This is a genomic window from Pantoea sp. EEL5 (genome assembly GCF_049892805.1).
Taxonomy (GTDB): domain Bacteria; phylum Pseudomonadota; class Gammaproteobacteria; order Enterobacterales; family Enterobacteriaceae; genus Pantoea; species Pantoea ananatis.
Genome location: NZ_JBNDNJ010000001.1, coordinates 1,410,371 through 1,433,324, shown reverse-complemented (window position 1 = coordinate 1,433,324; position 22,954 = coordinate 1,410,371). Strand labels below are relative to the sequence as shown.

22 protein-coding genes are annotated in these 22,954 nt (G+C 55.7%); 12 read left to right on the top strand and 10 right to left on the bottom strand.

Annotated elements, in window-relative coordinates; genetic code table 11:
* Positions 1-189: 189 nt before the first annotated feature.
* Together ACPXSQ_RS06840 and ACPXSQ_RS06835 are read left to right on the top strand one after the other, a co-directional pair.
* A complete protein-coding gene (locus ACPXSQ_RS06840) occupies positions 190-1,776 on the top strand; it encodes a PTS transporter subunit EIIC (RefSeq protein WP_013025915.1) in 1,587 nt (528 codons plus the stop codon).
* 665 nt (positions 1,777-2,441) lie between these two features.
* Complete coding sequence (locus ACPXSQ_RS06835; RefSeq protein ID WP_033765953.1) at positions 2,442-3,338, top strand: LysR family transcriptional regulator; 897 nt, start codon at positions 2,442-2,444, stop codon at positions 3,336-3,338.
* Here the strand turns inward: ACPXSQ_RS06835 and ACPXSQ_RS06830 are convergent.
* From ACPXSQ_RS06830 to sapA, 7 genes are all read right to left on the bottom strand, one after another.
* Entirely contained in the window at positions 3,335-4,456 is a 1,122-nt protein-coding gene (locus tag ACPXSQ_RS06830; protein ID WP_041457660.1) for a carboxymuconolactone decarboxylase family protein, read from the bottom strand. The genes ACPXSQ_RS06835 and ACPXSQ_RS06830 overlap by 4 nt on opposite strands.
* A gap of 189 nt (positions 4,457-4,645) precedes the next feature.
* A complete protein-coding gene (gene fabI, locus ACPXSQ_RS06825; RefSeq protein WP_014605755.1) occupies positions 4,646-5,434 on the bottom strand; it encodes an enoyl-ACP reductase FabI in 789 nt (262 codons plus the stop codon).
* Positions 5,435-5,575: 141 nt separating this feature from the next.
* Positions 5,576-6,379, bottom strand: a complete 804-nt coding sequence (sapF, locus tag ACPXSQ_RS06820) for a putrescine export ABC transporter ATP-binding protein SapF (RefSeq protein ID WP_014605756.1) — start codon at positions 6,377-6,379, stop codon at positions 5,576-5,578.
* 1 nt (position 6,380) lies between these two features.
* Entirely contained in the window at positions 6,381-7,376 is a 996-nt protein-coding gene (sapD, locus tag ACPXSQ_RS06815; protein WP_024471798.1) for a putrescine export ABC transporter ATP-binding protein SapD, read from the bottom strand.
* Entirely contained in the window at positions 7,376-8,266 is an 891-nt protein-coding gene (gene sapC, locus ACPXSQ_RS06810; protein WP_013025909.1) for a putrescine export ABC transporter permease SapC, read from the bottom strand. The genes sapD and sapC overlap by 1 nt, the downstream gene beginning before the upstream one ends.
* A complete protein-coding gene (gene sapB / locus ACPXSQ_RS06805; RefSeq protein ID WP_014605757.1) occupies positions 8,253-9,218 on the bottom strand; it encodes a putrescine export ABC transporter permease SapB in 966 nt (321 codons plus the stop codon). Before sapB ends, sapC begins: the two co-directional genes overlap by 14 nt.
* A complete protein-coding gene (gene sapA, locus ACPXSQ_RS06800; RefSeq protein WP_041457658.1) occupies positions 9,219-10,847 on the bottom strand; it encodes an ABC transporter substrate-binding protein SapA in 1,629 nt (542 codons plus the stop codon).
* A gap of 191 nt (positions 10,848-11,038) precedes the next feature.
* Here sapA and ACPXSQ_RS06795 point away from each other — a divergent pair, with 191 nt between their 5' ends.
* Complete coding sequence (locus ACPXSQ_RS06795) at positions 11,039-11,308, top strand: GNAT family N-acetyltransferase (RefSeq protein ID WP_243408592.1); 270 nt, start codon at positions 11,039-11,041, stop codon at positions 11,306-11,308.
* 485 nt (positions 11,309-11,793) lie between these two features.
* On the opposite strand, the gene pspF is transcribed toward ACPXSQ_RS06795, so the two are convergent.
* Positions 11,794-12,807 carry a phage shock protein operon transcriptional activator gene (gene pspF / locus ACPXSQ_RS06790; protein ID WP_426143219.1) on the bottom strand — a complete coding sequence of 338 codons (1,014 nt, stop codon included), beginning with the start codon at positions 12,805-12,807 and terminating at the stop codon, positions 11,794-11,796.
* A gap of 162 nt (positions 12,808-12,969) precedes the next feature.
* On the opposite strand from pspF, the gene pspA reads away from it, so the two are divergent.
* From pspA to tyrR, 7 genes are all read left to right on the top strand, one after another.
* Positions 12,970-13,635 (top strand): phage shock protein PspA, encoded by a 666-nt coding sequence (gene pspA, locus ACPXSQ_RS06785; protein ID WP_014605758.1) that lies wholly within the window; start codon positions 12,970-12,972, stop codon positions 13,633-13,635.
* A gap of 37 nt (positions 13,636-13,672) precedes the next feature.
* A complete protein-coding gene (gene pspB / locus ACPXSQ_RS06780; RefSeq protein WP_013025903.1) occupies positions 13,673-13,900 on the top strand; it encodes an envelope stress response membrane protein PspB in 228 nt (75 codons plus the stop codon).
* Positions 13,897-14,247, top strand: a complete 351-nt coding sequence (gene pspC / locus ACPXSQ_RS06775) for an envelope stress response membrane protein PspC (RefSeq protein WP_013025902.1) — start codon at positions 13,897-13,899, stop codon at positions 14,245-14,247. Before pspB ends, pspC begins: the two co-directional genes overlap by 4 nt.
* A 57-nt stretch (positions 14,248-14,304) precedes the next feature.
* Positions 14,305-14,553, top strand: coding sequence for a phage shock protein PspD (gene pspD, locus ACPXSQ_RS06770; RefSeq protein WP_014605759.1), 249 nt, complete (start codon positions 14,305-14,307; stop codon positions 14,551-14,553).
* On the top strand, positions 14,534-15,931 hold the full coding sequence (locus ACPXSQ_RS06765) for a YcjX family protein (RefSeq protein WP_013025900.1): 1,398 nt from the start codon (positions 14,534-14,536) through the stop codon (positions 15,929-15,931). The genes pspD and ACPXSQ_RS06765 overlap by 20 nt, the downstream gene beginning before the upstream one ends.
* Positions 15,928-16,995, top strand: a complete 1,068-nt coding sequence (locus ACPXSQ_RS06760) for a YcjF family protein (RefSeq protein ID WP_013025899.1) — start codon at positions 15,928-15,930, stop codon at positions 16,993-16,995. The genes ACPXSQ_RS06765 and ACPXSQ_RS06760 overlap by 4 nt, the downstream gene beginning before the upstream one ends.
* Positions 16,996-17,247: 252 nt before the next feature.
* Positions 17,248-18,813, top strand: a complete 1,566-nt coding sequence (gene tyrR, locus ACPXSQ_RS06755; RefSeq protein ID WP_024471800.1) for a transcriptional regulator TyrR — start codon at positions 17,248-17,250, stop codon at positions 18,811-18,813.
* 37 nt (positions 18,814-18,850) lie between these two features.
* On the opposite strand, the gene tpx is transcribed toward tyrR, so the two are convergent.
* Positions 18,851-19,354, bottom strand: a complete 504-nt coding sequence (gene tpx / locus ACPXSQ_RS06750; RefSeq protein WP_013025896.1) for a thiol peroxidase — start codon at positions 19,352-19,354, stop codon at positions 18,851-18,853.
* Positions 19,355-19,504: 150 nt separating this feature from the next.
* Between tpx and ycjG the strand changes: the two genes are divergently transcribed.
* Positions 19,505-20,488 carry an L-Ala-D/L-Glu epimerase gene (gene ycjG / locus ACPXSQ_RS06745; protein ID WP_013025895.1) on the top strand — a complete coding sequence of 328 codons (984 nt, stop codon included), beginning with the start codon at positions 19,505-19,507 and terminating at the stop codon, positions 20,486-20,488.
* Here ycjG and mpaA read toward each other — a convergent pair.
* A complete protein-coding gene (gene mpaA, locus ACPXSQ_RS06740; RefSeq protein WP_426143213.1) occupies positions 20,439-21,170 on the bottom strand; it encodes a murein tripeptide amidase MpaA in 732 nt (243 codons plus the stop codon). The two genes, ycjG and mpaA, sit on opposite strands and share 50 nt — an antisense overlap.
* A gap of 152 nt (positions 21,171-21,322) precedes the next feature.
* On the opposite strand from mpaA, the gene ACPXSQ_RS06735 reads away from it, so the two are divergent.
* Positions 21,323-22,942, top strand: coding sequence for a peptide ABC transporter substrate-binding protein (locus tag ACPXSQ_RS06735; protein WP_028715186.1), 1,620 nt, complete (start codon positions 21,323-21,325; stop codon positions 22,940-22,942).
* The last annotated feature ends 12 nt before the right edge of the window (positions 22,943-22,954 follow it).

Sequence of the window (22,954 nt, the reverse complement as noted above, 5' to 3'; positions counted from 1 at the left end):
GATTAGTGTGCTATTCACGACAAAGCTTGTCTAATTGATTGGCTTAATGGTGCGATAGCTGGCGTTTATCGTGGGGCACGCCAAGTGTGATGGTGTTCATGTTTTACCTTTTCGTAACCTTGCCATAACGGGTGTTATCGGCACATCGCGCTAATACTTGCTGTTTAAAACAGAAAAGGGCGCGACACCATGAAACAACTGACCAGCCAGATCCATGCGTTTGGCAAGGCGTTGATGATGCCGATTTCGGTGATTGCGGCGGCCGGCATCTTTCTGGGGCTGGCAGCCGCCATGCAGAATCCCGCCGTCACTGGTGAAGCCTTCGCACAGATGCAGGTTGCCCAGCTTATCATCGGGTTTATTCGCAAAGTCGCAGGCGCGCTCTTTGCTAATCTGCCGCTGTTCTTTGCCGTGGCCAGCGCCATCGGGCTGGCAAAAGCGGAAAAGCCGACGGCAGCCTTTGCCGCAGTTATCGGCTATATCGCCATGAATGTCGGCATTAACGCCACGCTGGCCGCCAGGGGCATTACCGCCGCCACGACCACACCTCAGGCGCTGCAGCAGGCCGGAATGGATCAAACCACGGCCATGATGACCTCGGCAGAATATATCCAGATGCTGGGCATCTTCACCTATAACATGAGCGTGCTGGGCGGCGTGATTGCCGGACTGCTTACCGTCATGTTGCATAACCGCTTTTATACGCAGCAACTCCCCACAGCGATCAGTTTCTTTGGCGGACGCCGTTTTGTGCCCATCGTGACGGTGGTTTTCCTGCCGCTGATCGGCGTGCTTCTGGCGCTCGTCTGGCCCACTATCGGTGAAGGTATTGCCTGGGTAGGACAGATGATCGGTCGGAGCGGGCAGTATGGTGCGTTCCTGCTGGGCGCTTCAGAACGTATTCTGATCCCGACGGGCCTGCATCACATCCTGAATGAAACCGTACGCTTTACGCCCATCGGCGGTATGGCCATCGTGGACGGGCAGACGATTGTTGGTGCGTTGAATATCTTCAATACCTCGCTGACCCATCCCGGGATGATTCCTGATGCGACGCTCCGCACCGCCACGCAGTTTCTGGCGCAGGGAAAAATACCGGTCATGATGTTTGGCCTGCCGGCCGCGGCCCTGGCGATCTATCACACCGCAAGGCCTGAGCATAAACAGCGCGTTAAGGCGCTGGTCATGGCCGGCGCGCTGACGTCCTTTACCACCGGGATCACCGAACCGCTGGAGTTCTGCTTTATTTTTGTTTCGCCGGTGCTCTATCTGCTGCATGCATTTCTAACGGGCCTGTCATTTATGCTGATGTCGATGCTACATCTGATGATTGGTAATGTGCAGGGCGGCATTATCGATCTGGTGGTCTTCGGCGTGCTGGGTGGCAGTAAAACCCACTGGTGGTGGACGCTGGTGCTTGGGGCAATCTACGCACCGGTTTATTACTACGCGTTTCGTTATGTGATTACGCGCATGCATGTCGAAACGCCCGGGCGGGAAACGGACGATGAAAAACCCCAGCTTGTTGAAGCCAGCGAGCGCACTAACGTGATCATCAGTGGACTGGGCGGGGCGGCCAATATAGAGGATGTCGATTGCTGCTTCACGCGTTTGCGGGTTCGCGTCAAAGACATGAAAGAAGTGGTGGATCAGACGTTAATGCGTACCGGCGCGAATGGTATTAACCGCGTGAGCGAACAGGATGTGCAGGTGATTTATGGCCCACAGGTTGAGAAAATCGCACAAGAGGTGAAATCAGCGTTGGGCGTCGGATAATCCCCCTTCACCCGGCAAAGGTGCGAGCACGGTGCCTTTGCCGTTTGTCACTCCTGTGCGTTGCCCGCCTTCCTGCTCACTGTCCACTGTCCCCTTAAAGCGCGCCTCCGCGACAATCCATACGCTTGTAACAAACTGGTCACAATATATAAGCAGGGCTTTATGTTTCATTTTGTGAACGGGGCTTGTACTTTACCGGTAACACTCTAAGGTAAGAGGTGAAGGTCAAATACACGCAATCAAAAGGGGGTTATTAATGGCTAAACATAGTCTGATTAAAATCTTTGAAATATCAGCAATTATATTCTTTGCGTTGGTGGTGATTTATTTACTGGCTACCGGCGTCCTGTCTTCCACAGGGATTGATCACGCCTGGCCGTATCCCACGAAGTGAGTGTCGCAATACCAGGGAAACACCAATAAAAATTACAAATAATGCAATGTTAAGATCAACAATAACCCCAATCTATTGCCCACATGGGGCGTTCTCCACTTGATTGTCTGATGTACCGCCGTCTTAATAGCGCTTCCACACTACGCCGCATGCACGAAACCGCAAGCGCCCGCGATCTCTTTACCACAATGCTATCTCCGACTGGCAATCTGTTAACCCATCGGCACATAATAGGTGTTCATTAGAACGGTGTGACGGCGGGTAAAAGAAAATCGATATCAAGCAACTCATCTATCTCTGTAATCTCGAACGCGAACGCCATTTTGGTCGTGCCGCCGAAGCCAGCTTTGTCAGCCAGCCAACCTTATCGATGCGGTTAAAAAACCTGGAGCGTGAACTGGGCCTGTCGTTGATCAACCGCAGTAACAACTTTGCCGGTTTCACGCCGGAGGGCGACAGGGTGCTGGCATGGGCACGGGAAATCGTTTCGGTTTATCAGGGGCTGAAGCTGGAGGTCGAGTCGTTAAAACACGGCGTGAACGGTACGCTTCGCCTCGGTGTGGTCCCGCAGTGCAGCGTTTCGTTGGCAGAGCTGTTAAAAGCGGTGCAGGCTCGCTATCCGCAGCTGGATTACCGCATTGCCGTGTTAAGTGCCGATCAACTGCTGGACGCGCTGAACAGCCACACGGTTGATGTCGGCATTGGCTTTTTTGAAATGGCGACGCTGCGGGAACTGCATTTTCAGGCATCGCTGCTGGCGGATAGCGGCGTTGAGGCGGTTTTTCATCCCGCCCATTTCCCCCCGTTATGCGCCCATGAAACGCTTGACCTGCCAACGCTGGCGCAGCAGCCGCTGTGTCTGGCGGAGCCAACCCGCTATTTTCGCCGCTATCTGGATATGACGTTTCGCGATGCTGCGCTGGTGCCGCGCGTGGTGGTTGAAAGCGCCTCTGTCATGCAGCTGTTGCAGTGTACCCAGGTCGGTCTGGGTGTTCTGATCTCGCCACGGGGCCATTTGCTGCCTGAATCCTTACACGGCCTGGAAAAGCGCACTATTTCGATGCCAAAAATGGCGCGTCAGGCCGCGCTGGTGATCGCCGAGCCTGGCCGGGCCACGCCGCTCGCACAGCATTTTTATGACGAAGCGCGAAGCTATCTTGCCAGTTAGCTGGCTTCACCGCAGGCATAAAACAAACGGCTGTTCCAGTTGGCCAGCGCGATAGCCTGTATCACGCTGAACTGCCTGGCATGCGACCAGCCAGCTTGCGCCAGCGGTTGCAGATCGAGCGCACTGACGCGCTCTGGCTGGCGGGTGAGCTGAGCGGTTAGTGTAATGACAGCCTGCTGCTCACTGTCGGTTTTCGCCTCGTCCGCCTGACTCATTCGCTTCTCTGCATCTGCATCTGCAGCATGCTGCCAGACCCAGCGGCTGCCCAGTATCCGGGCGGCGGTCGCCTCCACGCTTGCGCTTGCGCCATCTTGCAGCTGTTGACGCAGGGCAAACCAGCTTTGCAGCAGCGCAGGCGCGTGAGCCAGCAGCCAGACTGTATCTTTAAGCACCGGCGCATGCTGACACGCGGCGACAGCGGCATGTTGCGCCTCGCTGGCATAGCGCGGCTCCAGCGGCGTCAGCACAGGCTGCCACGCGCAGGGCTGGGCAAACGTCGCCACATCGGCGTCAGGAGCCGGTGACATACCCGGCATCCAGCGCACCGGCCGTTCCAGCAGAGCATGAATCCCGGCGATGACGCGCGCCTGATAGCAGACAAAGCCCACCAGATGGTTAAGTGTGACGATATCGGCTTCGCTCAGCCCTACCGCATGCAGCGCGCGGATGCTCTCCGCCGTAATTAATGCGGGCTGCATCGCCAGCAGGCGCGCATATTGCGTAATTTGCGTCAGGCGATTGTTGCTTTCACGAGAGGAATCAGGACCCGGCAGGGGATTGAGGCGGGCGGAATAGTGGTTACACAGACGTTGAATGCCTGCCACCTGAGCCACCGTCAAGGCGGTGCTTAGCCGGTCATACAGCGTAAGCGTATGGGTCAGTGTGGTTTCAATCTGGTCGGGAAACAGCTGGTCAACAACGTGATGGGCGATCTGTATGGCGGGCTGGTCGGCCTGAAGTAAAGGCTGAATAACAGAAGCGTCCTGTGCTAACCCCAGCAAAAACCGGTCATCGACATGGGCGGCTTCTGGAAAAAGCGGGGCAGCCTGTACGCTGCGCGGACTGGTCTGACTTTCATAAAACCAGTGGTCCTGGCCGGGATAGCGGCGTTGTTGCATCATCAGTCCTTTTGCAAAATCTGATGCGGCGCATGCGGTGATTCAGTCGCAGGCCGCAGGGCTGACTTATCGTCGCCCACGGGCAGGTCAGGGCAAAAGACCAATCGGTGATAATTAATAGCGATAAGGAATAACGCGGGGATCGGACAGGGGGCGCGCAGGGCGAGCAACGCTCGCCCGTGAGGAAACTTATTTCAGTTCCAGTTCATTCATCGCAGCGATGCTGAAACCGCCGTCAACGTGAACGATTTCACCGGTGATCCCACCCGCAAGGTCGGAACACAGGAAGGCCGCAGAGTTACCTACGTCTTCAATGGTGACGGTACGACGAATCGGGGTGACCGCTTCACAGTGGGCCAGCATCTTACGGAAATCTTTGATGCCCGATGCCGCCAGGGTACGAATTGGACCCGCAGACACGGCGTTAACACGCACGCCTTCAGGACCCATCGCGTTCGCCATGTAACGGACGTTTGCTTCAAGGGACGCTTTCGCCAGGCCCATTACGTTGTAGTTAGGGATAGCGCGCTCTGCACCCAGGTAAGACAGCGTCAGCAGGGCGGAGTTAGGGTTCAGCATCGCACGGCACTCTTTTGCCATTGCAACAAAGCTGTAGGCGCTGATGTCATGTGCGATTTTGAAACCTTCGCGGGTTACGGCATTGACGTAATCGCCATCCAGCTGGTCGCCAGGGGCGAAGCCAATGGAGTGCACGAAACCGTCAAATTTCGGCCAGGTTTTTGCCAGCTCAACGAACAGGGATTTGATGCTTTCATCTTCTGCAACATCACATGGCAGCACAATGTCAGAACCCAAATCTTTGGCAAACTCTTCCACACGACCTTTCAGTTTGTCGTTTTGGTAGGTGAAAGCCAGTTCTGCGCCCTGTTTGCGCATCGCCTGTGCAATACCGTAGGCGATGGAAAGTTTACTGGCAACACCAGTAATCAGAATGCGCTTACCGGAAAGAAAACCCATAGCTGTAATCCTTATGGTCATGGTAGTTGGCGGTCGTGTTGTTTAAATAATAGACGACCGACGTTAATCGACGTGCGGATTCTAGCACGTCTGCTTGAAATCAGGAAAACCGCTCAGCGTTTTCCACAATATGCCGCAAAATCAACGCTCACGCCGCCAGGCTTCGGCGGTCAGCGCCTCGCCAAAATGGCTGTTGATCAGGCGTTTGGTCATCTCGTGCAGCGGCGAGGCGAGCACGTCTGCCGTTCCGCCGCGTTCCACCACTTCACCGTGATGCATGACGAGTACTTTATCGCTGATGTGCTTCATCATGCCAAGATGCTGGGTCACATAAATATAAGCAATGCCGTGTTTTTCCTGGAGTTCCAGCATCAGATTGACCAGTTGAGAGCGCATGGTCATATCCAGAGAGGCCAGCGCCTCGTCGGCCACAATCACTTTGGGCTGCAGGATCAAGGCCCGTGCCAGCCCAAGGCGCTGTTTTTGGCCCGGTGCCAGCATGTGGGGATAGTAACCCGCGTGATCGCGCAGCAATCCCACCTGACGCAGCGTTGCAATGATGCGTTTTTCCCGTTCCTCAGCATCCAGCCCGGTATTCAGGCGCAGCGGCAGATCCAGAATCTGGCTCACGCGCTGGCGCGGGTTGAGCGACGTTGACGGATCCTGAAAAATCATGCGAATGCGTTGGCTACGATAGCCGTAATCACCAAAGCTGAGCGGATGATCGTCAATGATGATCTCCCCGTCGCTGGGGGCAACGGTGCCGCTAAGCATTTTCGCCAGGGTCGATTTACCCGATCCGTTCTCGCCGATAATCGCCAGGGTCTGCTTTTCACGCAGCGTAAAGCTGACGGATTTAACGGCTTCAACGTGCTGGCGGCGAAACAGGCCGGTGCGGTAGCGAAAGGTTTTGCTGAGATTGCGGACTTCCAGCAACGTTTCCATGTTATTGGCCCTCAACGTTAAGCGGGAAGTGGCAGGCGTACAGGTGCGAGCGGGTGCCCGTCAGCCGCGGCGTTTCAATGCACTTACGCTGCGCGTAGGGACAGCGTGGTCCCAGGCGACAGCCAATCGGCAGGCTCTCCAGCGACGGAATCGCGCCGGATAAGGTGTTCAGCCGGCTTTTGTGCGGCAGCGGACGACCAAAATCAGGCATGGCGCGAATCAAAGCCTGAGTATAGGGATGATGCGGGGTCGTCATCAGGTCTTCGCTTTGCGCCGTTTCGACCGTCTGGCCGCAGTACATGACGTTAATGCGGTCAGCCCACTGGCTCATCGTGCGCAGATCGTGGCTGATCAATAAAATGGTGGTGTTGTTGTTCTGGTTAAGACGGCTCAGCAGGCGGAATATCTGCGCCTGGGTTGTAGGCTCCATCGCATTCGTTGGCTCATCCGCAATCAGCAGGCGGGGCTGATTCGCCAACGCGATGGCGATCATAACTTTCTGGCACTCGCCCTCGGTTAACTCATAGGGAAAGCTGCGCATGATGTCTTTATGATCCTTAATGCCCACCCGATGCAGCAGTTCAATCGCCCGGGTTTTACGCCAGAACCAAAAACGCTTCATCCACGGGCCTTTATAGGTCCAGCGCGGAATCGCCTGCATCAGCTGACGCCCGACACTTTCAGAGGGATCGAGACAGGATTGCGGCTCCTGAAAAATCATCGATACGTTATGACCCACGATGCGGCGGCGCTCACGGGCAGACAGACGCAGCAGATCAACGTCATCAAAGACCATGCGGTCTGCGGTAACGCGCCAGTTGTCGTTAGTCACGCCGCAAATCGCCTTGGCCACCAGGCTCTTACCCGAACCGGACTCCCCGACCAGACCGCGAATTTCGCCTTCACTGAGGGACAAATTAACGCGATCGACCGCTTTAACCGGCCCGTCCGCGGTCATAAATTCAATCGTCAGATTACGAATATCCAGTAACGGCATTATTCCACTCCCGCCTCGACGGCCCGACGAATGCCATCACCGAGCAGGTTAACCACTAATACGCTTAGCATAAGCGCCGCACCGGGCAACATCACGGTCCAGGGGGCCACGTAGACCAGCTCCAGGGAATCGCCCAGCATCGCGCCCCATTCCGGTGAGGGCAACTGCGCGCCAAGGTCGAGAAATCCCAGGGCGGCAATATCAAGAATGGCCATGGAGAGCGCACGCGTAATTTCGCTGATCAGCATCGGTAACACGTTAGGGAGAATCGCATGCCACATAATATTAATGCTGGTCGCCCCATCGAGACGCGCCGCCACCACATACTCTTTTTCCAGTTCATCATGAACGGCGCTGTAAATTTCCCGCACCAGCCTTGGCATCAGCGCCAGCCAGACCGCCAGCAACGCATGTTCAAGGCGTGGGCCGAGAAAGGCCACCACGATGATGGCCAGCAGGAGAGAAGGAATTGACAGTAACGTGTCCAGCACGTGATTCAGCACGGCAGAGCGCACGCCGTGCGTCATGCCCGCCACGATACCGAGTACCAGTGCCCAGAAAGTGGCAAACAGCGTAACGACAATGGCTGAACCCACTGTCGGGGCCACGCCATTGAGCAGACGGCTGAGTAAATCACGCCCTAAATCGTCTGTTCCAAGGAAGAACGACACTTCACCGTAGCGTGACCAGGAGGGCGGTAACAGCTGGTAGCCCAAAAACTGCTGGTCGATGGGATAAGGTGCCAGGAAATGCCCAAACAGACAGAGCAGCAGCAGTGCGCCAAAGCCGTACAGACCTATCATCGCAGGCATGTCGCTATAAAAATGGTGCCAGCTCTGACGAAATGCGCTCGGCAGGCGTTTTTCGGCGTAGATGTTATCGTAGGGCATACCATTCCTTATGTTTCAGCGGATTCAGCGCCGCACCGACAATGTCCGATAGCACATTCACCACAATCACCACGCCGCCGGTCACCATCACACCGGCCGATATCGCCGCATAATCCTGCTGGCGGATAGCGTTAATCAGCCAGCGCCCCAGGCCGGGCCAGTTGAAGACCATTTCCGTGATCATCGCCAGCGTTAACATGCTGGAAAACTGCAGACCCAGGCGTGGAATGACGGGCGGAAGGGCATTATGCAGAACGTGGCGGCGAATCACGGTAAAACGGGATAACCCACGGGTGGCGGCCGCCTTCACATAGCTTTTATCCACGACATCGATGGTGCTGATACGCAATAAACGCACGATCTCGGTCGTTGGCGCCATGGCCAGAACGGTCACCGGCAAAATCAGATGCATCAGCACGCTAATCATCATTTCATGCCGCCACGGCGAGGGGCTGAGCCAGGCATCGATCAAGGCAAAGCCGGTAATGTTCTGGACCGGATAGAGCAAATCGTAGCGGCCGGAAACCGGCAGCCAGCCCAGCGTCAACGAAAAAAACAGCGTAAATAGCAGGGCAAGCCAGAACACAGGAATCGAGAACCCTAACAGGGCGAGAGCGCTGATCAGTTTATCCTGCCATTTATGCCGCATCGCACCGGCGCAAATGCCCAGCGGAATCCCGACGATCAGCGCTAAGCTAAAGGCCATCAGGCACAGCTCCATCGTAGCGGGAAACACCTCACGCAGCTGTACGCCAATTTCCTGGCCATTGGTGCTGGAAACCCCAAAGTCCAGCTGCAGCATGCCTTTAAACCAGAACCACCAAGCATCGAACAGCGATGCGCCTTCCAGCGGCGCGTTAGGGGTGAAATAGCTCAGGCTGAAGCTCACCAGCGAAAGAAAAAACAAGGTAATCACCAGCAATACCAGGCGACGCAGGATATAGATGACCACTTAACGTTCCTCTCGCTCATCACGATACACGCCGGCAAATGACGCATTGCCAAACGGACTCAAAACCAGACCTTTAATATCATGCCGATAGGCTTGCAGACGCAAAGATGAAGCCAGCGGCAGAACGGGCAGCTCGCGCGCCAGAATCTGCTGGGCTTTATCATAATTTTCAATACGCCCCGACAGCTGCTGTGACAACAGGGCATTTTTCAGCGTGTCGTCAAACGTGGGTGAACACCAGTGAGCATAGTTGGTCTGCGAACTGATGGCGGCGCAGCTGAGCAGCGGACGAAAGAAGCTGTCGGGATCGTTACTGTCAGTTGCCCAGCCCGCCAGCGTCAGATCGTGGTTCATTGCCATCAGCTGCGCCTCCTGAAAACGCCCCTCAACCGGCACGATGGTGACCTGTACGCCAATTTGCGCAAGGTCAGCCTGGATAAGCTCTGCCGTTTTCAGCGGCGCAGGGTTCCAGGACTGCGAGGCCGCGGGCACGACCAGGCGCAGATGAAGATCGTGGACGCCAGCGGCTTCCAGCGCTTCTTTGGCCTTTTTGGGATCGTAAGGGGTAATGCTGGCATCGGTATCGTAAGCCCAGGACGCGCGAGGCAGTATGGATGCAGCCGTCTCGGCAGTGCCGTAATAGATAGATTCCATCAGACGCTCATTATTCATCGCCAGCGCCAGTGCGTGACGGACTTCCGGCCTGTCGAGCGGCGGTTTTCGGGTATTAAATGCTAAATAGGCGATGTTCATCCCGGGCCGCAGCGTCATGCGCAGTCGGGGATCGTCACGCAGAATGGATATTTGGCTGGCGGCAGGATAGGCGAGCACGTCGCATTCGCCCGTAAGCAGCTTCGATAAACGGCCTGTTCCGCCGGCTCCGAGGTCGATAACCACCTGCTGCAGGCGCGGCACGCCTTTCCAGTAATGCGGGTTACGCGCCAGACGAATATATTGCCCGCTGCGGTATTCACTCAACTGGAAAGGACCGGTGCCGACAGGTAAACGATCCAGCTCTTCCTGGCGGCCCACTTTATCCAGGCTGTCAGCATACTCTTTCGACAAAACGGGCGCGTAGTGCGTCGCCAGGTGCCAGAGAAAAGAGGCGTCCGGACTATTCAGACGGAATTCGACGGTATCGTTATCGATTTTTTTAATGCTCTGAACGGAATCGGCGAACTGCAGGCTGTCGAAATAGGGGTAATAGCCACCGTTGACGTTATGCCAGGGATGTTTGCGATCGAACATGCGGGCAAAGCTGAATACCACGTCATCCGCATTCATGGCGCGGGTGGGTTTAAAGGTTGCGGTGTGCTGGAACTGCACCCCATGACGCAGGTGAAAACGGTAAGTGGCACCGTTATCACGCACGTCCCAACTGGCAGCCAGATCGGACTTCAACCGGTAGGTGTAAGGATCCACATCTAACAGGCGGTCGTACAGCTGCGCAGCCAGCGTATCCACCGTTAAACCACTGCTGGCCATCTGCGGATTGAAGGTATTCAGCGTGCCGTTAACGCAATAGACGAATCCGCTTTGACGGATATCACCCGCCAGCGTCGGCGCAGACCACACAGGCGCGCTCAACACGCTGAGACTCAGTAACAGCGAAGGAATTAGTTTTAACATAGAACTCAACGATTCTCAGGCATTAGGCAGAGTGTATCGCAAAGCGGGCCTGGCCCCAAATACGCATCAGCGATTGCCAGCTCTTTGCGCGCGCACCAGCGTAAAAGTGGGATTGGCTGCCGCTGCCGATCGCGATCAGTTTTTACCCAGGCAGAACCTGTTTGTGTCGATGGCACAGGAGGAAAGCACTCATGACTATCGATGAAGTGACGGAAAATAAAAAAATCTACCTGCCGCTATTGCTGTTGGCCGATGAACAGGAAGATATGATTGACCGCTATCTTGCCAGCGGACGCATGTTCAGGCTGTGGGATAACGGAGTGAAGTGCATTGCCGTGGTGACGCGTTTAAACGAGACGGAATGCGAGCTTAAAAATATGGCGACCTGCCCGGCAGATCAGGGTAAAGGCTATGGACGCGCGATGCTGGCTTATCTTGCAGAGACGTTTTTAAAAGCGTGAAAGACGATGTACGTCGACACCGGGGACGTGCCAGGCATACTCCGTTTTTATCATACAAGCGGTTTCGCGAGTCACACTGGATCAAGGATTTTTTCACGGACAATGATGACAAACCGATTATCGAAGAGGGCGTACAGTTACGTGACATGGTCTATTTACGCAGAGACGCAAATGACGCGTAAGCACGCGGAGTTGCGTGAAAAATAAAGGCATAGCGTTGATGTGGAAATGAGAAAAGTTCTCAATAAGGCTTTACAGATGCGAACAGGAATGATTATTATTCAGCTGCGCTTCGACGGTGGCTCTACCGAAGAAGAGCACGACATTGCTCACATTGCTTCCAGTTGCCCGCTTCGGCGGGCCCTTTTTTAGGCTCCCGCCCGCTTTCTGACTCACTCTCTTGTCTCAGTCGTATCAAAGAATCGCCCGCGGAAAATGCCGCAGAAAAACAATGCCTTGCCACGTATCGGAACCGGCCAGATCCTTTATGCTTGTCCGTCTCGCGCCTGAATCCCGTGCTTTTTCATCATCGCTCTGAGCTGGTGGTAGGTCACACCCAGTAAGCTGGCGGCACGACGTTGATTGTACTTCGCCTGTTGTAAGCTGATTTCTACCACATCGTGCTCCTGCTGATTCTGCCACTGACGCAGGTCAAGCGGTAAAGAAGGCAGGGCCGATGCCGCATCCGGCACCAGGGCAGGCGGCGGGGCATCTTCGGGGGCGGTGCGTCGTTCAAACGGGTTGATAATGATGTTATCCAGAGGTTCATCGCTGGTGTTATGGCGATAGACCGACCGCTCAACGACGTTTTTTAGCTCACGCACGTTACCCGGCCACGGGTGTTCCAGTAAGGTTTGCTGAGCCTGCTGAGTAAAACCGGGAAACAGGGGCAAGGTCAACTCCCGGCACATCTGGATGGCGAAATGGTCCGCCATCACCAGAATATCGCTACGGCGCTCGCGGAGCGGCGGCAGTTGAACCACATCGAACGCCAGACGATCGAGCAGATCGGCACGAAACTTCCCGGCGGCGGCCAGCGCGGGCAGGTCTTCATTGGTGGCGCAAATCAGGCGCACATTCACCTGAAAAACGTGATTCCCGCCTACGCGTTCAAGCTGACCGTATTCAATAACCCGCAGGAGTTTTTCCTGAACCAGCATCGGGGCGGTTGCCAGCTCATCAAGGAACAGCGTGCCGCCGTCTGCCCGTTCAAAACGGCCCAGGTGACGCTTTTGCGCGCCGGTAAAGGCGCCTGCCTCATGTCCAAACAGCTCCGAATCCAGCAGGTTTTCATTCAGCGCGCCACAGTTGAGCGAGATAAAAGGGCCCTGCCAGCGATCGGACAGATAGTGCAGACGACTGGCGATCAGCTCTTTACCGGTACCGCGTTCGCCCACGACCAAAACCGGTTTTTCCAGCGGTGCGAGTTTCGATACCTGCTCCAGCACTTCCAGAAAGTTGTTCGATTCGCCCAGCAGGTTATCGTTGTTAGGAGACATGATGAATTTCGCCACTGATTAATCAATTTAACTATCTTAGAACAGATAAAAGAAACTGCAAAGCCAGCAATACAATAAAAATCAATAAGATAAAAGTTGGCACGCATCTTGAATTAATCCGTTCAGCAAGTTGAAACTATGACAATCAAGAGGAACATCATTATGGGTATTTTTTCGCGTTTCGCTGACATCGTTAATGCCAACATTAATTCCCTGCTGGAGCGTGCAGAAGATCCGCAGAAGCTGGTGCGCCTGATGATTCAGGAAATGGAAGATACGCTGGTTGAAGTCCGCTCCACCTCTGCGCGCGCCCTGGCAGAGAAGAAACAGCTGGCACGGCGGATTGAGCAGGCAGAGCTTCAGCAGGCCGAATGGCAGGACAAGGCTGAACTGGCTCTGCGTAAAGACAAAGAGGATCTGGCCCGCTCCGCGCTGATCGAAAAGCAGAAACTCACCGATCTGATCGCCACCCTGAAACAGGAAGTTGACCAGGTTGAAGAGACGCTGGCTCGCATGAAAGGCGAAATCACCGAGCTGGAGAAAAAGCTGAGCGAAACCCGCGCACGCCAGCAGGCTCTTACGCTGCGCCACCAGGCGGCATCGTCTTCACGCGATGTCCGCCGTCAGCTGGACGGCGGTAAAATTGATGAAGCGATGGCGCGTTTTGAATCCTTTGAGCGTCGCATCGATCACATGGAAGCAGAAGCAGAGAGCCACGGTTTTGGCAAACCGAAAACCCTGGATCAGCAGTTTACCGATCTGAAAGCGGATGACGAAATCAGTCAGCAACTGAACGCGCTGAAAGCCAAAATGAACCGCAGCGAATAAGACGCCGCTTTCTGCTGGACAGGATTAAGGAGAGTCAATGAGCGCATTATTTTTAGCCATTCCATTAACGATATTTGTGCTGTTTGTGGCACCCGTCTGGCTATGGCTACACTACAGTAACAAACGCAACGGGGGCACCGATCTGTCGCAGAGTCAGATGCAGCGCCTGCAACAGGTAACCAAAGATGCCCAGCGCATGCGGGAGCGCATTGAAGCGCTTGAAGCCATCCTCGATGCTGAACATCCTAACTGGAGGCAGCCATGATGAAAGGCCGCAAGTTATGGCGTAAGCCTGACGAAGGGAAGCTGATGGGCGTGTGTGCCGGTTTAGCCGAATACCTTGACGTTCCGGTACGACTGCTTCGCATCATCGTCGTCTTGTCACTGTTCTTTGGTCTGTTTGTGTTTACCGTGATCGCCTATTTCGTGTTGGGTTTTGTGCTGGACGTTAAACCGGCCGACGTGGATAACGGGGAATACGCGCCCAGCGCCGGTGAACTGCTGGACCAACTGGAAACGACACTGCAACAGGATGAGCGTAATGTTCGGGATATTGAACGTTACGTCACCTCTGAAACCTTCAGCGTGCGCAGTCGTTTCCGTCAGATTTAATCGTTGTTCTGCAGCGGGCCAGTGTCTGGCCCGTTTGTGAACCGTTTGGAGGAAGTGATGACTGTTTCACGCACTGCGGCTTTTCGTCATCGTGCAACACCTGCGTTGAAGTCCGCCGCTAAATTTATCATTATCAATGCGATAACTTATGGTCCTGCGGGCGTGACCGGCTGGGCGGTGAAATCGGTGGCGCGTCGTCCGTTGCGTATTCTGTTAGGACTGGCGCTTGAGCCACTGCTGAAACGCGTGATGAACACTGTGGCATCACGCTTCATCAAGGAGAAAGATGAAAAGACTGCAAACTGAATTGCTGGCATTGATGAACCGCGGCGTCGATCGCCATCTTCGTCTGGCGGTAACCGGATTAAGCCGCAGTGGTAAAACGGCCTTCATTACCTCGCTGGTTAACCAGCTCCTGTCTGTTCACAGCGGTGCCCGGCTGCCGCTGTTTTCCGTGGTGCGCGATGAGCGCCTGCTGGGCGTGAAACGCGTCCCCCAGCGGGACATGGGCACGGCGCGTTTTACCTACGATGAGGGGCTGGCGCAGCTTTACAACACACCGCCCGCCTGGCCAACCCCGACGCGAGGCGTGAGTGAAATGCGCCTGGCACTGCGTTATCGCCCCAGCGATTCGTTACTCCGCCATCTCAAAGACACCGCCACGCTCTATCTTGAAATCGTCGATTACCCGGGTGAGTGGCTGCTCGATCTGCCTATGCTGGCACAGGATTATCTGACCTGGTCGCGGCAGATGAACGGCTTATTACAGGGCGATCGCGCCAACTGGGCCGCGCCATGGCGTGCACTGAGTCAAACGCTTGATCCTTTTGCTCCGGCGGATGAGAACCGCCTGGCCGACATCGCTGCGGCCTGGACTGACTACCTGCATCGGTGTAAAGCGGAAGGGCTGCACTTCATTCAGCCGGGACGTTTTGTTCTGCCTGGCGATATGGCCGGTGCGCCAGCGCTACAGTTTTTTCCCTGGCCAGCTGACGATGAAGCTCAGGCGGCGAAGCTGGCGCAGGCCGATAAAGGCAGTAACTTTGCCATGCTGCAGCAGCGATTCAATTACTACTGCCAGCATGTCGTAAAAGACTTCTATAAAAATCATTTTCTGCGCTTTGATCGCCAGATCGTGCTGGTGGACTGCCTGCAACCGCTCAACAGCGGGCCGCAGGCGTTTAATGATATGCGGCTGGCATTAACGCAACTGATGCAGAGCTTTCATTATGGGCAGCGTACGCTGTTCCGACGACTGTTTTCACCCGTCATCGATAAGCTGTTATTTGCCGCGACCAAAGCCGATCACATCACCAGCGACCAGCACGGCAATATGGTCTCTTTGCTGCAGCAGCTTGTGCAGGACGCCTGGCAAAACGCCGCGTTCGAAGGCATCAGCATGGACTGTATTGGCCTGGCCTCGGTTCAGGCCACACAAAGCGGGCTGGTCGATCACCGTGGCGAAAAAATCCCGGCACTTCGCGGTCATCGCCTGCAGGATGGCGAGGCATTAACCGTTTATCCGGGTGACGTTCCGCCCCGGCTACCGGGCCGCGCGTTCTGGCAGCAGCAAGGCTTTCAGTTTGAGCAGTTTCGCCCACAGCAGCTGGATATCGATCGCCCACTGCCGCATATCCGCATGGATGCGGCGCTGGAATTTTTACTGGGAGATAAATTGCGATGAGCGATCCGTTAAAACCGCGTATCGATTTTGCCCACCCGCTGGAGGATAAGCCCGAAAGTGTGCTGCGGCCTGCTCAAACGTTTGAAGACGATGCCCAGGCCGCTTTTTTGGCTGTGCAAGACAGCGACGCGACGGTTGAAGAAGAAAGCGCAGGGGAAAGAGCCGTCGAGGCTGCGCTGAAACCTAAACGCAGCCTGTGGCGCAAAATGGTGGGCGCAGGCCTGGCGCTGTTTGGCGTCAGTGTTGTGGCGCAGGGCGTGCAGTGGAGCCACAATGCCTGGCTGGCGCAGGACTGGTTTGCGCTGGGCAGCGGCGTCGCCGGCGGACTGATTGTTCTGGCCGGTGTGGGCGCGCTGACCCAGGAATGGCGCCGCTTATATCAACTGCGGCAGCGTGCGGAAGAGCGCGATCGGGGCCGGGAACTGCTCAACAGCCACGGCGTGGGCCAGGGGCGGGCTTTTTGTGAAAAACTGGCGCGTCAGGCCGAACTGGATCAGGCTCATCCAGCGCTGCAACGCTGGCATGCCTCGCTTCACGAAACCCACAATGATGGTGAAACGGTCCGGCTCTATGCCCAACTGGTGCAGCCGGTTCTTGATCGCCAGGCCCGGCGGGAAATCAGCCGCCATGCTGCCGAATCGGCGCTGATGATCGCCGTCAGCCCGTTGGCACTGGTCGATATGGCCTTTATCGCCTGGCGTAACCTGCGGCTGGTCAACCGCATTGCGGCCATTTACGGTATTGAGCTGGGCTATTTTAGTCGACTGCGCCTGTTCCGACTGGTGCTGCTTAACATGGCGTTTGCCGGGGCCTCAGAGCTGGTGCGCGAGGTCGGAATGGACTGGATGTCGCAGGACATCGCGGCCCGCCTGTCGACGCGTGCCGCGCAGGGCATTGGTGCGGGGCTGCTCACCGCCCGGCTGGGTATCAAAGCGATGGAACTGTGTCGGCCTTTACCCTGGCTGGAAAATGATAAACCTCGTCTCGGCGATTACCGCCGGGAGCTGTTAGGGCAGTTGAAAGACGCGCTACAAAAGGGCGGGAATAAACATCCACAAAACTGACTTTAGATGGGGGCCGTTATTTAACGTCCCCTGTTTAGCGCGCCAAATCTGCGGGGGACCGTTCCGGGATACTGGGAAGATTAACTGCGAAAGACGTCGAAAACTCAAGGTATTATGGCGCGCTGCGCGCGACGGACGTTTAAAAAAAACGCGCTTGCGTTAACACTGTCAACTTTTCCTGACAGCCCCCTTTCTGCGGACGGGCTGTTTAGCGTATTATCGCGACATATCAAACGGATTAAGGCCCACGCAATGCGTTTAGAAGTGTTTTGTCAGGACCGTATCGGACTGGCGCGTGAATTGCTCGACCTGTTGGTGGCGCGCAGTATCGATCTCCGCGGCATTGAAGTCGCCGCCTCAGGCCGTATCTATCTCAATTTCTCCACGCTTGAATTCGAACAGTTCAGTAATCTGATGGCGGAAATCCGTCGTACACCCGGCGTCACCGATGTCCGCACGGTCCCCTATATGCCGTCTGAACGTGAACATCGGGTACTCAGCGCCTTGCTGGTTGCCATGCCAGAGCCGGTATTTTCGGTTGATTTGAGAACGAAGGTTGAGCTGGCGAACCCGGCGGCGCAAAACCTGTTTAATCTTGATGAAAACAAGATCCGCAATTTTACCGCCGACCACCTGATTAACGGTTTTAATTTTGCGCGCTGGCTGGAGAGCGAACGCGTTCAGGCGCAGGCGCAACATGTGGTGATAGAAGGGCGCGACTTCCTGATGGAAGCACACCCGATTTACCTGTCAGAGGACAACGACCAGGCCGACCAGCTCGTCGGCGCAATGGTGATGCTGAAGTCTACTGCCCGTATGGGGCGACAACTGCAGAACCTGGTGGTGACCGATGAAACCGAGTTCGATCATATTGTCGCCGTTACGCCCAGGATGCGGCAGGTCGTGGAACAGGCGCGCAAGCTCGCGATGCACGATGCACCGCTGCTGATTATCGGCGACACCGGCACGGGCAAAGACATGCTGGCGCGGGCCTGTCATTTACGCAGCGCACGCGGAAAGATGCCCTTTCTGGCGCTTAACTGTGCATCGCTGCCGGATGACGTAGCGGAAAGTGAGCTTTTTGGTCACGCAGCCGGGGCCTATCCCAATGCGCTGGAGGGCAAAAAAGGCTTTTTCGAACAGGCAAACGGTGGCTCGGTGCTGCTGGATGAAATTGGCGAGATGTCACCCACCATGCAGACGAAGCTGCTGCGTTTTCTGAACGATGGCACTTTCCGCCGCGTCGGTGAGGAGCATGAGGTACACGTGAATGTCCGCGTGATCTGCGCCACCCAGAAGAACCTGTTTGAGCTGGTTCAGCGCGGCGAGTTCAGGGAAGACCTTTTCTATCGCCTGAATGTGCTTACGCTGAATCTGCCGCCGCTGCGCGAGCGCGTTCAGGACATTATGCCGCTAACGGAAATGTTCGTGGCGCGTTTCGCCGATGAACAGGGCATTCCACGGCCGCGTCTTTCCTCACAGCTGAATGCTTTTCTGATGCGCTATAACTGGCCCGGAAACGTGCGGCAGCTAAAAAATGCCTTGTATCGTGCATTAACCCAGTTGGAAGGCCATGAGTTACGGCCGCAGGATATCGTCTTGCCGGAACAGGCGCTGGATGTGTCACTGGGAGAAGAAGCTATGGAAGGCACGCTGGATCAGATCACCAGCCGCTTTGAACGATCTATTTTGACGCGGTTATATTTGTCTTATCCGAGCACGCGCAAACTGGCAAAACGACTGGGGGTTTCCCATACCGCCATTGCCAATAAACTGCGAGAGTACGGTCTGGGGCAGAAGCGCGGCGACAACGAATAAAACGCAGCGGATAAGTCTGGCTTATCCGCTGTGGCCATTATTTCAGCGCAGCGAGTGCGGCATCATAATCGGGTTCAGTGGTGATCTCATTCACCAGCTGGCTGTAAAGCACTTTGTCATGCTCATCCAGTACGATAACGGCACGGGCCGTCAGACCCTGAAGGGCACCATCAGCAATTTCCACGCCAAAATCTTTTTTGAATTCCCCGCCGCGCAGCGTTGACAGCGTAACCACGTTGTTGAGGTTGTCTGCGCCACAAAAACGCGATTGAGCAAAGGGCAGGTCGGCGGAAATACATAACACCACCGTGTTATTCAGTTCGCCCGCTAACTGGTTAAACTTGCGCACCGAAGAGGCGCACACGCCGGTATCGACGCTGGGAAAAATATTCAGAATCTTGCGTTTTCCTGCATACTCAGAGAGTGAAACGTTAGACAGGTTTTTCGCCACGAGGGTAAAAGCGTTAACGCTATCGCCCGGCTGCGGGAACTGACCTGCAACCGCTACAGGGTTGCCCTGAAAGTGAACAGTCTGAGACATAAGAATTCCTTCTAATGATGTTATCTGACAGAAAAGAAAGCGTCAGTACAGGTATAGCCATTGTTTATGACATAAATTTTAAGGGTTTACGAGAGCATTTGTTGCCTAAAGTTAAATGGCGATGATGAATCCCAGAGAAAAGGAGAGGTAATGAGAACGGTAAAATGTTATCCCGAAGCATGGCCGCTGCATACGCCGTTTGTCATTGCTCGTGGCAGTCGCACCGAAGCCAAGGTCGTTGTCGTCGAAATCGAAGAAGAGGGCGTGAAAGGGATCGGCGAGGCCACGCCTTACACGCGCTACGGCGAAAGCGAAGCCCTGGTGCTGGAACAAATTGCGACCGTTATGCCTCAACTACAGCAAGGGCTGTCGCGTGAAGCCTTGCAGAGCCTGTTGCCTGCCGGTGCGGCAAGAAACGCCATCGACAGTGCTCTCTGGGACCTTGCCGCTCGCCAGCAGCATGTGACGCTGGAGCAGTTAGTGGGCGCGGAACCGACCCAGTCTGTTGTGACTGCACACACGGTGAGCATCGATACGCCGGAAGCGATGGCCAGCAGCGCGCAGGCGTTGTGGCAACATGGCGCAACCCTGCTCAAAATCAAAATGGACAATAACTTTATTACCGAGCGCCTGATGGCGATTCGCGCTGCTGTTCCCGACGCGACATTACTTGTGGATGCGAATGAATCCTGGCATGCCGAAGGGCTGGCAGCCCGTTGCCAGCTGTTAGCCGATCTGGACGTGGCCATGCTGGAACAGCCGTTACCGGCAGGTGAAGACGCGGCGCTGGCGAACTTTATCCATCCTCTTCCGATCTGCGCCGATGAAAGCTGCCACACGCGGGAAAGTTTGCCTGCCCTCCGTGGACGCTATGAGATGGTGAATATCAAGCTTGATAAAGCGGGTGGACTCACTGAAGCGCTTGCCCTGGCACATGCTGCGCTGCAGCAGGGCTTTACGCTGATGTCCGGCTGTATGATCTGTACCTCAAGAGCGATTCGCGCGGCGCTGCCGCTGGTGCCGCTGGTGCGTTTTGCCGATCTTGATGGCGCAACGTGGCTGGCCGTGGATGTTGAACCGGCGCTTAAGGTACATGACGGGGCGTTAATGACGGCTGCCAGCGCAGCAGAGTAAGCATCGTCTCCAGATACGTTTCTGTGGCTTCGTCCACCGAGATAGCCGGCATCTCGGCAGTGACGCAGGGCAGACTCAGGTCGTGGCACCAACTGCCAAAGGAGCCCGGCGTGGCATAGCCCACGCTGCTCACCCGCGGTAATTGGGTCTGCGCCGCCAGCCAGGCGCCAACGTCTGTCTGTTCGGGGTCATCAATGCAGGCCAGAGGCTCGTGCCACGAGACGACCCAGGCCGGTTTAAGCTGATGAATGAGCGCGCACAGCGCCTGGGTTTCCGGCTCCGATGCCGGATGTGTCCCCGTTGACAGCTTAACGTCCCGCGCGTCTGCCGCGCTGTTCCAGCGGTAAACCGTTTCGCCCGACTGCCAGTTGGCGGCCGGAAAGTTTCGGTTCAGATCCACGCCATTCGCATTGGCACGCAGGCCCAGCTGACAGCCGTCGGGGTTCATCGCCAACACCACATGATGCCGACGCTGTGCCTTCGGCAAGGTCCGCAGCGCAGCGGAAAGGGCGGCTATCGCCGCGTTTTCATCACCGTGAGTGCCGGCCAGAATCAGGCCACTGTCGCCGTCCGCCTGCACGGCGGGAAACCAGAGTAGCGGGGCGCCCAGAACAGAGCGGCCATACTGCTGCCAGGAAATAGCCAGTTTGCCGCGCAGCGGTCGCGGATGAATGGATGACATAGTGACGTTCTCCTGAGTTTATTTAAAAGTAGCGGAAAAGCCGGTCGGGGAAAATAGCTATTTATCAATCAGCAATTTGCGATAAAGTGGCCGTTAACAGGCTGAGTCAGTAATGCGCTGATCCAGCGCGTCTTTATTGCAAAGGGGTGATAATGGTAATCCGCTTTTCATTAACGCTAACGGCCCTGAGCCTGCTTAACGCGTTTGTGCCCGCGTTGGCCGCCGAGGTTCCTGCCGGTGCACAGCTCGCCGCGAAACAAGAGATTGTCCGCCATATCAAAGATGAACCCGCTTCCCTCGATCCGGCCAAAGCCGTGGGCCTGCCTGAAATCCAGGTGATGCGCGATTTGTATGAAGGGCTGACCAGTCAGGATGCCCACAGCAAAATTGTGCCCGGTGTCGCGCAGAGCTGGAGCAGCAGTGACAATAAGGTCTGGATACTTACTTTACGTAATAATGCCCGTTGGTCTGATGGCAAACCGGTGACCGCGCAGGATTTTGTGTACAGCTGGCAGCGCGTTGTCGATCCTAAAACCTCATCGCCCCAGGCCTCCTTTATCGCACTGAGCGGCATGAGCAACGCGGGCGCGATTACCAAAGGCGAAATGACACCGGATAAGCTGGGCGTCACCGCCCTGGACAAGAATCGCCTGAAGATTACGCTGACCCGTCCGGTTCCCTGGTTTCCTGCGATGCTCTCTAACGTCGCGTTCTATCCAGTACCGCAGGGCGTGGTTGAAAACGCAGGTGCAGACTGGACCCAGCCGGGCAAACTGGTGGGCAATGGGGCTTATCAACTCAGCCAACGCGTCGTGAATGAAAAAATCGTTCTGGTGCGCAATCCCCATTACTGGGACAACGCCCACTCCGTTTTAACCAAAGTGACCTTTGTGCCCATCAACGAAGAATCGAGCGCAACTAAGCGCTACCGCGCTAACGATGTGGATATCACCGAATCTTTCCCCAAAAACATGTATGCGTTGCTGAAGAAAACGCTGCCCGGCCAGGTTTATACGCCGGATCAGCTCGGCACCTACTATTACGCGTTTAATACCCAGAAAGGGCCAACGGCCGACGTACGCGTGCGCAAGGCGCTGTCGTGGAGTATCGATCGCGCCGTTATCGCCGAAAAAGTCCTGGGCACAGGGGAAAAACCGGCATGGCATTTTACCCCTGACGTCACGGCCGGGTTCACACCGCTGCCCGCCCTACAGCAACAGCACAATCAAAAAGAGATGGATGCGCAGGCCAGAGCCCTGTTGGCAGCCGCAGGTTACAGCCCCGCTAAGCCGTTGAAGCTGACGTTGCTGTACAACACTTCTGAAAGCCATCAGAAAATCGCGATTGCGGTGGCGTCGATGTGGAAGAAAAACCTTGGTGTGGATGTGAAACTGGAAAACCAGGAGTGGAAAACCTATATAGACAGCCGAAACAGTGGCAACTTTGACGTTATCCGCGCCTCCTGGGTAGGGGATTACAACGAACCCTCGACGTTCCTGAATCTGCTCACCTCAGGCAACAGCAGCAACATTCCGCGCTTCAGTAATGCCGAATACGATGCCGTCATTGCCAAGGCAAGTATGGAAACCAGCGATAAGGCGCGCAATGCGGATTATAACCGGGCAGAGCAGATTATCGCTGACCAGGTCCCAATCGCGCCCCTTTATCAGTACACCAATGGCCGGCTCATTAAGCCGTGGGTCAAAGGTTACCCGATTACTAACCCCGAAGACGTTGCCTACAGCCGGGAATTGTGGATTGAGAAACACTAAGTCACAGCGGCC

Excerpts from the sequence above, each read along its gene's own strand:
- ACPXSQ_RS06840 (WP_013025915.1), top strand. The coding sequence starts at position 190 with ATGAAACAACTGACCAGCCAGATCCATGCGTTTGGCAAGGCGTTGATG.
- ACPXSQ_RS06830 (WP_041457660.1), bottom strand. The coding sequence starts at position 4,456 with ATGCAACAACGCCGCTATCCCGGCCAGGACCACTGGTTTTATGAAAGT.
- fabI (WP_014605755.1), bottom strand. The coding sequence starts at position 5,434 with ATGGGTTTTCTTTCCGGTAAGCGCATTCTGATTACTGGTGTTGCCAGT.
- sapF (WP_014605756.1), bottom strand. The coding sequence starts at position 6,379 with ATGGAAACGTTGCTGGAAGTCCGCAATCTCAGCAAAACCTTTCGCTAC.
- sapD (WP_024471798.1), bottom strand. The coding sequence starts at position 7,376 with ATGCCGTTACTGGATATTCGTAATCTGACGATTGAATTTATGACCGCG.
- sapC (WP_013025909.1), bottom strand. The coding sequence starts at position 8,266 with ATGCCCTACGATAACATCTACGCCGAAAAACGCCTGCCGAGCGCATTT.
- sapA (WP_041457658.1), bottom strand. The coding sequence starts at position 10,847 with ATGTTAAAACTAATTCCTTCGCTGTTACTGAGTCTCAGCGTGTTGAGC.
- ACPXSQ_RS06795 (WP_243408592.1), top strand. The coding sequence starts at position 11,039 with ATGACTATCGATGAAGTGACGGAAAATAAAAAAATCTACCTGCCGCTA.
- pspF (WP_426143219.1), bottom strand. The coding sequence starts at position 12,807 with ATGTCTCCTAACAACGATAACCTGCTGGGCGAATCGAACAACTTTCTG.
- pspA (WP_014605758.1), top strand. The coding sequence starts at position 12,970 with ATGGGTATTTTTTCGCGTTTCGCTGACATCGTTAATGCCAACATTAAT.
- pspB (WP_013025903.1), top strand. The coding sequence starts at position 13,673 with ATGAGCGCATTATTTTTAGCCATTCCATTAACGATATTTGTGCTGTTT.
- pspC (WP_013025902.1), top strand. The coding sequence starts at position 13,897 with ATGATGAAAGGCCGCAAGTTATGGCGTAAGCCTGACGAAGGGAAGCTG.
- pspD (WP_014605759.1), top strand. The coding sequence starts at position 14,305 with ATGACTGTTTCACGCACTGCGGCTTTTCGTCATCGTGCAACACCTGCG.
- ACPXSQ_RS06765 (WP_013025900.1), top strand. The coding sequence starts at position 14,534 with ATGAAAAGACTGCAAACTGAATTGCTGGCATTGATGAACCGCGGCGTC.
- ACPXSQ_RS06760 (WP_013025899.1), top strand. The coding sequence starts at position 15,928 with ATGAGCGATCCGTTAAAACCGCGTATCGATTTTGCCCACCCGCTGGAG.
- tyrR (WP_024471800.1), top strand. The coding sequence starts at position 17,248 with ATGCGTTTAGAAGTGTTTTGTCAGGACCGTATCGGACTGGCGCGTGAA.
- tpx (WP_013025896.1), bottom strand. The coding sequence starts at position 19,354 with ATGTCTCAGACTGTTCACTTTCAGGGCAACCCTGTAGCGGTTGCAGGT.
- ycjG (WP_013025895.1), top strand. The coding sequence starts at position 19,505 with ATGAGAACGGTAAAATGTTATCCCGAAGCATGGCCGCTGCATACGCCG.
- mpaA (WP_426143213.1), bottom strand. The coding sequence starts at position 21,170 with ATGTCATCCATTCATCCGCGACCGCTGCGCGGCAAACTGGCTATTTCC.
- ACPXSQ_RS06735 (WP_028715186.1), top strand. The coding sequence starts at position 21,323 with ATGGTAATCCGCTTTTCATTAACGCTAACGGCCCTGAGCCTGCTTAAC.